This window comes from Promineifilum sp. (SeqCode) (assembly GCF_041918635.1).
Classification (GTDB): Bacteria; Chloroflexota; Anaerolineae; order Promineifilales; family Promineifilaceae; genus Promineifilum.
Map to the genome: position 1 here is coordinate 1 of NZ_JAYRVJ010000670.1, position 12,717 is coordinate 12,717.

General features: G+C 66.1%; 9 protein-coding genes. 4 read left to right on the plus strand and 5 right to left on the minus strand.

Annotated elements, in window-relative coordinates; translation table 11 throughout:
- Nucleotides 1-49: 49 nt before the first annotated feature.
- The 3 genes from ACE3UY_RS19650 (at nucleotide 50) to ACE3UY_RS19660 (ending at nucleotide 2,259) form a co-directional block, all read left to right on the plus strand.
- Nucleotides 50-856 (plus strand): HAD-IIA family hydrolase, encoded by an 807-nt coding sequence (locus ACE3UY_RS19650; protein WP_374689176.1) that lies wholly within the window; start codon nucleotides 50-52, stop codon nucleotides 854-856.
- Nucleotides 857-967: 111 nt separating this feature from the next.
- Entirely contained in the window at nucleotides 968-1,264 is a 297-nt protein-coding gene (locus tag ACE3UY_RS19655) for a hypothetical protein (protein WP_374689177.1), read from the plus strand.
- 104 nt (nucleotides 1,265-1,368) lie between these two features.
- Nucleotides 1,369-2,259: a patatin-like phospholipase family protein gene (locus tag ACE3UY_RS19660; protein ID WP_374689178.1), complete on the plus strand. Its 891-nt coding sequence runs from the start codon at nucleotides 1,369-1,371 to the stop codon at nucleotides 2,257-2,259.
- A gap of 64 nt (nucleotides 2,260-2,323) precedes the next feature.
- On the opposite strand, the gene ACE3UY_RS19665 is transcribed toward ACE3UY_RS19660, so the two are convergent.
- The 5 genes from ACE3UY_RS19665 to ACE3UY_RS19685 form a co-directional block, all read right to left on the minus strand.
- The gene (locus ACE3UY_RS19665) at nucleotides 2,324-3,034 is read right to left on the minus strand and encodes a DUF3307 domain-containing protein (RefSeq protein WP_374689179.1); all 711 of its coding nucleotides are present in this window, start codon (nucleotides 3,032-3,034) and stop codon (nucleotides 2,324-2,326) included.
- A gap of 184 nt (nucleotides 3,035-3,218) precedes the next feature.
- The gene (locus ACE3UY_RS19670; RefSeq protein WP_374689180.1) at nucleotides 3,219-6,164 is read right to left on the minus strand and encodes a UPF0182 family protein; all 2,946 of its coding nucleotides are present in this window, start codon (nucleotides 6,162-6,164) and stop codon (nucleotides 3,219-3,221) included.
- 133 nt (nucleotides 6,165-6,297) lie between these two features.
- The gene (locus ACE3UY_RS19675; protein ID WP_374689181.1) at nucleotides 6,298-8,601 is read right to left on the minus strand and encodes a transglutaminase domain-containing protein; all 2,304 of its coding nucleotides are present in this window, start codon (nucleotides 8,599-8,601) and stop codon (nucleotides 6,298-6,300) included.
- Entirely contained in the window at nucleotides 8,601-9,932 is a 1,332-nt protein-coding gene (locus ACE3UY_RS19680; RefSeq protein WP_374689182.1) for a DUF58 domain-containing protein, read from the minus strand. The genes ACE3UY_RS19675 and ACE3UY_RS19680 overlap by 1 nt, the downstream gene beginning before the upstream one ends.
- A gap of 58 nt (nucleotides 9,933-9,990) precedes the next feature.
- Nucleotides 9,991-10,668: an alpha/beta hydrolase gene (locus ACE3UY_RS19685; RefSeq protein WP_374689183.1), complete on the minus strand. Its 678-nt coding sequence runs from the start codon at nucleotides 10,666-10,668 to the stop codon at nucleotides 9,991-9,993.
- Nucleotides 10,669-10,891: 223 nt separating this feature from the next.
- Here ACE3UY_RS19685 and ACE3UY_RS19690 point away from each other — a divergent pair.
- A partial coding sequence (locus ACE3UY_RS19690; RefSeq protein ID WP_374689184.1) for an FAD-linked oxidase C-terminal domain-containing protein occupies nucleotides 10,892-12,717 on the plus strand: 1,826 nt, incomplete at its 3' end.

Below are 12,717 nucleotides of genomic sequence, written 5' to 3' on the forward strand. Positions count from 1 at the left end.
CGATTCCTAATTCGTAATTCCTAATTCCTAATTCGTGGGAGTATACCCCTTGTCGTCTGCCTACCCACTGCCCAACCACTTCTACGATGCCTACATCTTCGACCTGGACGGCACGGTTTACCTGGGGGACGCGCTGCTGCCGGCGGCCGGCGAGACGATTACCTACCTGCGCGCCCTCGGCAAACGCACCGTCTTCCTGTCCAACAACCCGACACACACCCGGCAGGCGTACGCGGGACGTCTAACCGCGCTCGGCCTGCCCACGCCACCCGAGGACGTGGTGAACTCCTCCCTGGTCATGGCCGACTTTCTGGCGCGACGCATGCCGAGGGCGCGGCTGTTCGTCGTCGGCGAGGAATCGTTGCGCCGGGAGCTGGCCGCGGCCGGCTTCCGGCTGGCCGACGACGCACGCGCCGACGCGGTCATCGCCAGCTTCGACCGCACCTTCGATTACCGCAAGTTGCAAATCGCCTTCGACGCCATTCGGGCCGGGGCGCGCTTCTTCGCCACCAACGCCGACCGCTTTTGCCCGACGCCCGATGGCGGCCAGCCCGACGCCGCGGCCATGATCGCTGCCATCGAGGCCGCGACGAGCACGCCGGTGGAGGCGGTCGTGGGCAAGCCCTCGCGCTACATGGCCGAGGCCATTCTCAGCCGGCTCGGCCTGCCGCCGGAGCGCTGCCTGATGACCGGCGACCGCCTGGAGACTGACGTGCTGCTAGGGCTGAACGCGGGCATGGCCGGGGCGCTGGCCCTGACGGGCGCGACCGACGAGGCGATGTTGGCTGCGTCCGACATCCGGCCGACCTACGTGGTGCGCAACCTGGGCGAGTTGATACCGAGACTTGAGACCTGACAGGTAGGCGGCAACAGGTTTCGCTCCTGCGAGAGCACTCATGGCCGCCCGCCTGTCAGGTCTGAGCGTTGCCGCTGGACACACAACCACAATTGGCGGATACTGGCCGGCATGACCCAATGGCAATACCTCGTCCGCGTCTTCGCCGCCGACAAGGAAGACGAAGTCGCCATCAACTACCTCCAGCAGGAGTATCCGGAGCGCAGTTGGAAGGAACTGCCCAAATATGACCCGCTGACGCTCGAAGCATGGCTGAACGTGTGTGGTCAGGATGGGTGGGAACTGGTCAGCGTGGAGCCGGTCGAGAAAGTGGGCGCCAACGGTGACATCGGCAACATCTACCCGCCCAGCACTTATAGCTGGCGGCGGTCTTTCCTGTGCGTCTTCAAACGGCCGGCGGGCGGCTAGCTCAGCCGCACGCGGTCGAAGTTACGTCAATGCTGGTCCAAGAAATCTGCTCAATCTGCCCAATCTGCGGATAATCCCTCTTCCTGAGCACGGAGTGTGACACGGTGACGAACGAGACAACCGGGAGCGCGCGCCCGCGCGTTGGGCTGGTGCTGGGCGGCGGCGGCGCGCGCGGCCTGGCCCACATTGGCGTGCTGCGCGTCCTCCAACGCGAGAACATCCAGGTCGATTGTGTGGCCGGCACGAGTATGGGCGGTCTGGTGGGCGCGCTTTACGCCGCCGACGTGCCGCTGGCCAAAGTCGAGGCCGAAATCAACCGCCTGAGCCACGTGACGGAACAGATTCGCCTGGTCGACGTCAGCATCACCGCCGCCGGCCTCAGTGTGCGCGGCCGGCGCATCTATAACTTCATGGCCGACTTGCTCGGCGAAGACCTGACCTTCGCCGACCTGCGCCTGCCGCTGGCCATGGTCTCGGTCGATCTGCGCACCGGTCGCGAAGTGGTCTTGCAGGGCGGCTCAGTCCTCGACGCCGTCCGCGCCACCATCTCCGTGCCCGGCGTCTTCATGCCGACCGAGTTGGGCGATTACCGGCTGGTTGATGGCGGCGTGCTGGACAATGTGCCGGTAGACGTGGCACGCAGCCTGGGCGCGGAGCGGATTATCGCCGTAGACGTGCTGCCCACCTTCAGCCGGAACTTGCCTGGCGTGGAGCCGGTCGAGCCGGGCCTGCAACTGCCCTTCGCGCCTCTCTATCTGAACGAGGTCTACCACGTGCTGATGGTCATGATCGCCGCCTTGACCGAGAACCGGCTGCGGCAGTTCCCGCCCGATCTGCTCATCCGCCCCCAATTGCCCCAGAGCGTGACGTTGCTCTCCGGCTTCAACCGCTCGGCCGACATCATTGCCGCCGGTGAGGCGGCCATGGAAGCGGCCTTGCCCGACATCCGCAAGCTGCTAGGCGAAGGCGAAACAGATGCCAAGGAAACCGCCTGACGGAGCAGGGCCGGCAAATAGGTCGGGGAACTGCGAGAGCGGCTGAGGGGGAGGGACGCTCTGGCTAGAATGGAAGCGCGCTGATGCCCCAGCCAACGACAGTGGCTAACCCCACGCTGGACACGAGTTCGGCCACGTAGACCGAGTCGCCGCCGCCATTGACAACCTTCGGCCACTCCAGGATCAGCCGCGGCAGCGCCACCAGCGGCACCAGCAACAGCTGCCCGGACAGCACCAGCGTGGTGATGATGAGGCGCTCGGTGATGCCGACGTACTTATTGGGGCCGGCCGGAAAGTCCGGCGGCTGCCCCTTCACCAGCCCGTAGACGACAAACTTCAGCAGCACCCAGGCCGGCATCGTGACGAAGGCATAGCCCAGCAGCGCCGTGAGCATCGGCGCTTCGTATATGCTATCGGCGATGCCGCCCCACAGATTGCCCCACGTCAGATAACCGCCCCAGACCAGCGCTATCAGGATGAACAGCGTATGCATGATTTGGTCGGCAATAAAACGGAGGAGCGGGGGGATGGGAAGTTCAATGTGGCGGCGCGCGAAAAGTTGCGAGGCGTCGATGGCGAAGTGAGTGGCACTGATAAACAAAATGCCCGACCACCAGGTCGGGTCAAAAGGGAGAGCGAATAGCGCGGTAACGATCAGGACAATAACACAGTGGGCAATGACACCCTTCAACTCTCGGCTCTTCCACTGAGCCAGCGCATCCCATTGGAGTACATAGTCGCCCACCAGATGGGCGAGAAACATCGCGATGACCATCTCTCTATCGATACATTATTACCGGTTAGTTTTGGGACTGAACCCATACTGCAATGATACCTTGTTACCCGGTAGGTGGTGTGTCGCAGGGCACACTTAACAGTACATCTCTGGATAGACGCAACAGGCGGTTGGCGCCGAGTGACGCCAACCGCCTATTGTTTGTCAAGCAACTGGCTAGCCACTATTCACTCTGCCCGGTAAGCTCGGCCAGTTGAGCCAGCGTTTGCCGGAGCGCCTGTAACTCCTGCCCATAGCTCGTCCAATCCCCCTGGCGCTGGGCCTGCTCGGCCGCCGCCAGATGGGCGTTGGCCGCGGCAACTAATTCGTCCAGCGTGGTCGGATTGGCGAGCGGCGTGGCGGCGGACGCGGGCGTGGCGGCCGCGCCCACGTCTGATTCTCCCGCCTCCGGCTGGAGAACGCCGGTCACCGGGGATGCGGCCGGCGTCCCGCTCGCCAGCGCCACCAGCGACCGATCCAGCGTCTCAGCCATGGCCACCGAGGTATTACTGGCCGTCACGATCCGCCTTAGTTCCGGCAGCGCGCTGGCGTCGGAGATCAGATAGATCGGCTCTACGTAGAGAAAGCTCTGGTTAATGGGCAGCACCAGCAGGTTACCGCGAATGACGCTGGAGCCGCGCTGATCCCATAGCGTAAACTGCTGCGAGATGCTCGGCTCCTGGTCGATGCGCCCCTCCACTTGCAGCGGCCCGAAGATGAGGTTCTGCTTCGGCAATTCATAGACAATCAGTTCGCCGTAATGCCCGGGGTCGTTGCGCGCGGCCATCCAGGCGATCATGTTGTTCTTGGTGGCCGGGCTGAGGGGCAGGATGAGCAGATACTCCGGCTCGCGGCTGCCGGGCAGGGGCAGCGTCACGTAATAGGGCTCCGTCTCCTGCTGGCTACTGTTCAGCACCTCGGTCGGGATCTGCCACAGATCCTCCTTATTGTAGAAGGCGCGCACGTCGCTCATGTGGTAGGTCAAATGCTGGCGCGCCTGAACCCAGAAGAGATCGACCGGATAGCGCAGATGCTCGCGCAGATCGGCCGGCATCTCCTCCAGAGGTTGGAAGACGCCGGGAAAAGCGCTGGAGTAGCTGCGAATGATCGGATCGTCGGGATCAGTGACGTAGTAGTTGACCGTGCCGTTGTAGGCGTCGATGGTGACCTTAACCGAGTTACGAATGTAGTTCAGCGTGCGCGTCGTCTCTGGCAGGGTCGTGCCGGTCGGGGTCGCCTCGGCCACCGTGGGGCGCGTGGTGATGCGCGCCGGCGTCGAATAGGGGTAGTCGTCGCTGATCGTGTAGGCGTCCTGTATCCAGATCAGCCGGCCCGCGCTATCGACCACCAGATAGGGATCGGCGTCCAGCATCAGGAAGGGCGTCAACTCCCGGACACGATCCTGAATTTGGCGCCGGTACTGGACGCGCGTGCTTTCCGTAATGTCGTCGCTCAGCAGCACGTTGGGATCGCTCTGGCGCATGGCGAAGGCCAGTCGCTTGAGATAGGAGTCCAGCAGCACGCCGCCCCGGCCGGTGTAGCTGGTGTATACGTTCTCATCCCCGCTGGGATAGTTGAACTCCTCCCGGCTGCTGCCGACGTAGACCGTATCGCGAGTCAGTTCGCCGTAATAGATCTCCGGTTGGGTGACCTCAATCGAGACGCGGCTCTGCGGCGGAAAGTCCTTGATAAAGAAGTTGGGCTGGCCCTCGGGCGTCACCTCGTTGACCGGATTCATGACAATGCCGTAGCCGTGAGTGAACTCCAGGTTGCGGTTTACCCAGGAGGGGGCAGGTAGCTTGTCCTTGTTCAACTCCCGCGCGGCCAGCATGACCTGGCGCTGCTGCCCGTCAATTTCATAGCGATCAATATCGATCTCGCCCATCTCGTAATAGGGCCGCAGCCCTTGCAGCTGCTGGTAAGTCTGCTGCAACGGGCGGTAGTCCCACAGGCGGATGTTGCGCAACACCTCCTCGTTTTCCAGCAAGTCCTCCGGCGAAAGGTCACGCACCGTACCGAATGGTATGGTTTCAATCTGGTCCAGCCCAAAGGCGCGCCGGGTGAACTCGATGTTATGCTCGATATAGGGCGTCTCTAGCGTTAGCTCGTTTGGTTCCACCACGTAGCGCTGGAAGACGCCAGGCAGCAGACCGCCAATGACGAAGATGCTGAGCAGCCACAGCGCGCCGGTCAGGATCGGTAGCCGCACGTTGGGACGGAAGTAGTTGGCGAAGACGGCCAACGCGGTCAGGGTCATAAAGGCCATTTGCAGCCGCAGCGCCCACAGGTTGGCCCGCAAGTCAGTGTAGCTGGCGCCGAAAGCCACGCCGCGCGACGAGTAGAGCAGCCGGAAGATGTCCAGCCCGTAGCCGGCGGCCCAGACGAGTAGCAACAGCCCACCCAACACGGCCAGATGGCGGCGTAGGGCATTGGAAGTCAACGGCCGCCACGTCCCGCGCTGCATCTCCAGCAGATTGGAGCCGGCATAGATCGGCAGCAGGCCGCCCACCGCTACGATCAGTAGCGCTATCAGCCAGCCCCGGACGAACTCATAGACGGGCAACTGAAAGACGTAGAAGCCAACGTCGCGACCAAAGATTGGCTCGGTCACGCCGAACGACTGCGCGTTGAGCAGCAGCAGCAACTCTTCCCATAGGCTGGCGGCCGCCGACGCGAACAGAAAGGCCAACACCAGCCCCGCGCCGATGATCAGCCCGCGCGCGCCGCCGGAGCGCAATAGCTGGGGGCTGAGGGGCGACGCCTCGGCCAGGGCGCGCCGCCGGGCCAGCAGCCAGTTGCCGAGCAGCACCGCCGCCGCGACGACGAAGGCCCCGGCAAACACCACGCCGCGCACCGTCAGCCGTTTGACGAACATAGCCCGAAAGCCCAGGTGGTCGAACCACAGAAGGTCAGTGTAGAAGGAGGCGATGCTGCCCAGGCTGAAGAGCAGGAGCAAAACCAGGATCGCGATGACGGCCAGCCGGTTTACGCGCGGCGAACGGCGCGGCGATGGGAAGGGGCGACGCGGTGGCCGGTTGCCCCCGCCCCCCTCTTCCTGCTCGCCTCGCCAGCCCGCTTCTTCCATCGCCCGGCGAAACACCTCCGGGATGTCGAAATCGTCCTGTTTCATGGTTCTCCCTATGCAGACCGGCCAGGCGCGCCCTGTCGCGGCAAGCGGTGGCCTCCCTCTCTATTCTAGCGACAATCGCAAATGTTGCTGGATACTGATCCCGCGCGCTTAACATGGAGCGCCGGCGCTCCGGCTACTTCTGGCCGCGGCGCAAGCGACGCCGCCACACCAGCCGCCGTAGCGGCCCCCGGACATCGCGCCAGGCCGCCTGCGCCTGGCTGCCATCCGTGGGCGACGCCGCGCGCCCATATTGGCGCGCGGCAAACAGCCGCCCCAAACGCTCCACGGCCGGCTGCATGGCCGCCTCGTCTCCGCTGTCGGTGAGGGCGTCAAGTTGCCCGAGCAGGCCACTGGTGAACTCGGCCGGCGTCTGGCCGGGGCGGTGGACGTAGCCAAGCGCCGCCGCGCCTTCCTCCAACCGGGCAAACGCGGCCTGCACGTCATCCAGCGGCGCGCGCGGCGCGGCGCGGGCTGCCAACCTGCGCCCCCACAGCCGCCAGGCCACCAGCGCCAGCGCCGCCGCCCCGACCAGCCACAGCCACGGCGTCGCGCGCCGCGGCGCGCGGGGCGGGATGGCTACGCCGGTTCCTACCGGCGGTTCATAGGTCGCCGCGGGAGCCGGTGCAGTGGTCGACTCATCGGCCGGGGCAGCGGGCGCGGCAAAGGGCGCGGTTGGCTCGAACTCCACCCAGCCATAGCCGGCAAAGTACACCTCCGCCCAGGAGTGGGCGTTGATCTGGCGCACCGTCTGGACGCCCGCGGCGTCGGCCGGCTGCTGTAAAAAGCCCACCCCCAACCGCGCCGGCAATCCCACGGCGCGCGCCATAACTACCATCGCCGAGGCGTAGTAGTCGCAGAAGCCGCGTTGGAGGTCGAACAGGAAATAGTCGACGATATCGACATTGGCCGGCGGGGGAGGTAGATCGAGCGTGTAGGGGTATTGATGCAGAAACATCTCGATGGCGCGGGCCTGGTCGTAGGCGGAGGGCGCGGCCGTACCTGCCGCCAGCCCCGCCGCCTCGTGTGCCAGATCGTAGACGCGACCGGGCACAGAGGAGGGCAGCGCGGTGTAGCGAGCGCGAATCTCCGGCGGAACGTCTTCGAGGCGGGCGGCGCGCAGGCCGGCCGGGTCGGCGACGACCGCGCGCGTGCGCGCGGCATAGTCAAAGGGCGCGTTGTTCCGCCCCCGCACGCCGACCAGATCGGCCGTGCCCCGCCATTGGGCAAACACGTCGTGGCTGAAGACCAGCGGCCGGCCAACGGTATAGCGCGTGGCGCGCCGGTCGTACAGCCAGTGGACTTCCTGCACCAGCTCCACAGCCTGCACGTTTGGCCCGGGCGCGTCCACCTCCGGCGCGATGGGTTGCTCGCGGGCAATGGCCTGCTCCCGCTCCGGCGAGCGCGACCAGCCGCGGCCGGTATACACGTCGTAGCTGACCGACCGCCAGTGGACGGCGGCCAGGTTGGGCAAGCCGGCCTCATCGTCAACCGGGCGCACCGTGGCCGTCATCACGACCGTCTCGGTCAGGCCGGGGTCGCCGCCCAGCAAGAAGGAACGCGGCAGCCCACCCGCGCCGATTGCGCCCTCGTCCGTGCGCGGCTGCCGGACGCCGGCGAAGGCGCGGGCCAACCCTTGCTCCGCCTCGACCACGGCTTCCTGGCGCTGGAACGCTTCGGCAATGGCGCGAAAGTTGATCGACGGCAGGGCCATCGCCAGCGACATGATGCCCAGGCTAACCCCGGCGGCGTAGATGAGCAGATCGAGCCGCACTTCGTCCGAATAGTCCAGTCCCGTTCGCTCCCACTCCCCTTCGCGGTACAGATAGTTAAGATATGTCCCGGCGGTGACGGCCAGACCGAAGAAGATAACCGCCCAGTATAGGCCCGCCTGGCCGTAAAATGTGTTGACGGCCAGAGCGAACCCGACCAGGGTCAGCCCGACGTAAGGCTGCCGCAGCCGGTAGCTGCTCCAGGCCAGGAACGCGGCCACCAGCCACCCCGCCAGCGCCAGGCCGAGGCTGAAAACGATGGTCTCGGTGCTGCGTCCCCCGGAGCGCACCGCTCGCGCCCACCCGGCGACGCGGTCGGCGAACAGCGCCGCCTGATTCTGCCAGAAGTCGAGCAGCGCGGGCCAACCGGTCGTGACGACGCGCCAGGGTGGCAGAAGCTCCGCGACCAGAACAACCGACAGGGCCGCGCCGCCCAGGAGCAGCACCGCCCAGGCCAACGCCGGATGGCCGCGCCGCTGCGCCATCAACGCGGCGGCCAGGAAGCCGAGCGCGATGGTGGCGACAACCACGCCGTCGCGCGGAACCCACTCCACCTCCAGCACCGAGAACGCCAGGCAGCCCAACGCGCCGGCCAACAACACGAGCGGCAGCCACCCCTGTCGCGGCCGGAAGCGGTTGTAGGCGCGGACTATCCAGTGCTCGTTCATCACGTGTCGGTCGGCCGTCGCACGGCCACCGCCTTGCCTGTGCCGGTAACCTTGAAGTCCCAAAATCCCCGGTGCTCTTCCTCGACCAGCGGCCGGCCCACCTCGCCGCGCCGCACCACCTGGGCGCGAAAGCCGAGCAGGTGAATGGCCTCGCGCAGCGCCTCCGGATGGCCCTCGCCGCCAAAGCTGGACCGGTCGAGCAGCAGGACGTGGCTTTCGATCCCGCGTCGCGCCAGACGGGCGAGCTGCGGCAGCCAGCCGGCGTCAGCCGTTGGCGTGATGATCATCACCGCCGAGCCGCGCCGGGCCGTGTCGCCCAACTCTTGCAGGGCGCGCTCCAGATCGACCTCTCCGTCGGCCCGCAGGAGGGCCAGCGCGCGCAACACGCGCCACTGTTGCCCTTCGCCCAGCCCCGGCGGGACTACGTGCGGCTGCCGGGCATAGGCTGCCAGCCCAACGCCGCGCGTGTCGCCCAGCGCGCGGGCGGCCAGCGCCGCCGCCAGCAGCACAGCATGCTCTTCCGTACTATCTGCGTCCCTGCCCAACTGCGCGGATGCCTGACAATCGAGCAGCAGCCACAGATCGCCGGCGGCGTCGCGCTCGAACTGGCGCACGTAGAGCGCGTCGCGGCGGGCGCTAGTCGGCCAGTGGATCCAGTGATAGGGATCGAGGTAGTGGTAGTCGCGCACGGTGGCCGCGTTGGCCGTGGCCTGAGGCGTGCGCTCGCGTACCCGCGCCCGGCCGTCTATCTGTCCCGGCGGCAGGGGGATGGGCAGCGCGCTGTGGATGGGCGGGTGGATGATGATGTCCTGCCGCTCGTCATAGCGGCGGGTGATGTGGAAGAGGCCGAACGGGTCGCCGCTGCGCAGTTCCCACGGGCCGAGGTGATACTGGCCGCGCTGCCGGCATACAGACGCTTGCTGCCAACGCACCCGGTCGACCGCGCCGACGGCCCGCACCGCGCCAACTTGATAGCCGGGCACATCGGACTCGTCGCGCACCTCCACCCACAGGGCCGGGAGGCCGGAACGGTTGTGGAGCGTAAACTCCTCCTCCAGCCGGTCGCCCACGGAGACCCAGCCATAGCGCAGCCGGCGCTCGGCCGACAGCCCGCGGGCCACCGTGCGCGCCCAGTAAAAGGCGACCAGGATGAGACCCAGCAGCCCAATAAGCAGCGACGTCCAAATCTGGTCGGGGAGGAGCAAGACAGCCGTCAGCAGCGCGATCAGCCAGAGGATGGGCAAGCGCATGCGCAGACCAATCCGCGCGTCGCTCCCGCCCAGCAACCACCGGTTCAGCCGGGCGGCCCACTCATTCCACCAGGCGGCCATGCTCCCATTGTGCCATTATTTAGATGATCTGTGTAATCTGTGAAATCTGTGTATGTTCTTACCGCTGGCCGTGGAGCCAGGCTTGCAGATCGTCGATGCCCGCCGCGGTCATCTTGTGCTCGGCCGGGTATTCGTGATACTCCAGGTCGGCCTTGGCGTGCCGCAGCGCCTCGGCCGACCGTTGGGCCTCGGCGTAGGGCACGATGGGGTCTTGCTCGCCCACGGCCATGAAGACCGGCAAGCCATTCAGCCGGCCGGCGATCGTTTCCGGTTGCGCGCGCGGCACAAAGCCGACCAGCCCGGCGATGGCGCGCGCGATGCCCGGCCGGCTCAGGGCGGTAGCATAGGCGACAGCCGCCCCCTGGCTGAAGCCGATCAGGTAGAGCCGGTCGGGGTCGGCATTGTAGAGCCGGGGCAGCGCCTCCAGGAAACGCGTCAGGGCCGCCACCGCCGGGTCAAACGCGGCCAGGTCGGGCCACTGCCCATAGGGTTGCGTGTGCCAGGAGAAGCCGCCGCCCGGTTCGGCCAGCGGCGCGCGCGGCGCGAAGACGAGCCAGGGGCGTGGAATGACGCGGCGGAACAGCCACATGACATCCTCGTCGCCAAAGCGGCCGTGTAGCAAGACGACAGTCGGATAGGGGCCAGGCCCATCGGGTTGAAGGTAGCGATAGATCAGCCCGGCTTCGAACCGCTCGGGGCCGGTTTGCACCAGTTGGGGGGAGCTCGTTGCGTCCATGCGCCTGAGTATAGACAAAAAAATGAGGTGGCAGCAAGACGGGCGTCTTACTGACCACCTCTGGGGGGGGAGCCAATCACTAGTATACTCTAGACTGTGTTTTTGTCAATAACCATAATAAGCAGAACTAATTGATAAATACTGTTCCGCGACCGGTCGGGGGAATTAGGCTTCATGGACAGCTCATTCTCATGCGCCCACGCCCTTCACAGCGAGCCGATAATTGGCTACCATCGGCGCGATGGCTACTCCTGAGCGTTTGTCCGACTTCCTGGCAGCGGCGCGGCGCGAAATGGCCGGCGAACTGCGCGATGACGCCTACACCCGGACGCTCTACAGCACCGACGCCAGCCTCTACCAGGCCATGCCCCATGCCGTGCTCATCCCGCGCACGGCTGACGATGTGGTGGCTGCCGTCTCTCTGGCCGCAGCCTATGGCATGCCGGTGCTGGCCCGCGCCGCCGGCACCAGTCTGGCGGGGCAGGCGGTCAATGAAGCGCTGATCATCGACTTCACCCGCCACCTCGATGCCATTGTCGCCATCAATCCTGAAGAGCGGTGGGCGCGCGTGCAGCCGGGCGTCGTTCTGGATGATCTCAACGCCGCCCTGCAGCCGCATGGCCTCCAGTTTGGCCCCGATCCGGCCAGCAGCGACCGCTCGACCCTGGGCGGCGCGGTCGCCAACAACGCCACCGGCAGCCACTCCATCCGTTACGGCATGACGGCTGATCACGTGCTGGAGACGAAAGTCGTGCTGAGCGATGGGACGTCGGCCACTTTCGGCCCAGGCATGAACGAGCAAGGCAGCGCGGCTGGTTTTCGTATAGCGAACAAATTGCGAACCATGCTGGCGAATACCCACAACCAGCACACTATCCGCGCCGACACCCCGCGACACTGGCGGCGTTGCGGCGGCTACAACCTTGACCGGCTGCTGCCGGAACGCGCGCCGAATCTAGCCCGCCTTATTGCCGGCTCGGAGGGGACGCTGGCCGTGATGACCGAAATCACGGTGGGGCTGGTTCCGTTGCCGCCCTGCGTCGGTCTGGCGCTGCTACAATTCGACGATCTCTATCTGGCGCTGTCGGCCGTGCCGGCCATTCTGCAGACCGACCCATCAGCGGTGGAACTGCTCGACACACTCAGCCTGCGCCTGTGCCGCGATGTGCCGGAGTACGCCCGGCTGCTGGCGTCGGTGGTCGAAGGGCAGCCGCACTCGCTGCTCATCATCGAGTACGAGGGCGAGAGCGAAGCGGCCGTGCGCGCCGGGGTGGAGCGCTTGCGCGCGGTGCGGGGCCTGGGCGAAACCGGGCTGACCCTGGCGCTGACGCCGGCCCAACAGTCGGCTATCTGGCGCGTGCGCAAGGTGGGGCTGGGCCTGCTCATGTCGATCAAGGGGGACATGAAGCCGGCGCCGTTCATCGAGGACGCGGCCGTGCCGGTAGAGCACCTGCCGGAGTACGTCCGCCAAATCGAGGCATACTGCGCGGCGCTGGATACGCCGATCTCGTACTATGCCCACGCCAGCGCCGGCTGTCTGCACATTCGTCCGCTGCTCAACACCCGTAGCGCCGCCGACCTGGCGAAGATGCCCGACATCGCCGCCTTCGCCGCCGGCCTGATAAAAGGGTACGGCGGCGCGCTGTCGAGCGAGCACGGCGACGGACGCACGCGCACCTGGCTCAATGAGGCGTTCTACGGCCCGGAGTTGTACGGTCTGTTCCGGCAGGTGAAGCACCTCTTCGATCCCCACAACCTGCTCAACCCCGGCGTCATCGTCGATGGCCGGCCCATGACCGACTCGCTGCGCGCCCTCCCCACGGTCGCCGACCGGCCGCGCCTCGATTTCAGCGACTACGAAGGGGATGATACATCGATTATTCGCATAACTATTCCAGCAACACCAACTACCACCACAACCCCCAACGGGTTCATCCGGGCGATCGAGATGTGCAATGGGGCGGGCATCTGCCGCCAGCGCATCAGGGGGACGATGTGCCCGAGCTTCATGGTGACCCGCGAGGAGGAGCACAGCACGCGCGGCCGGGC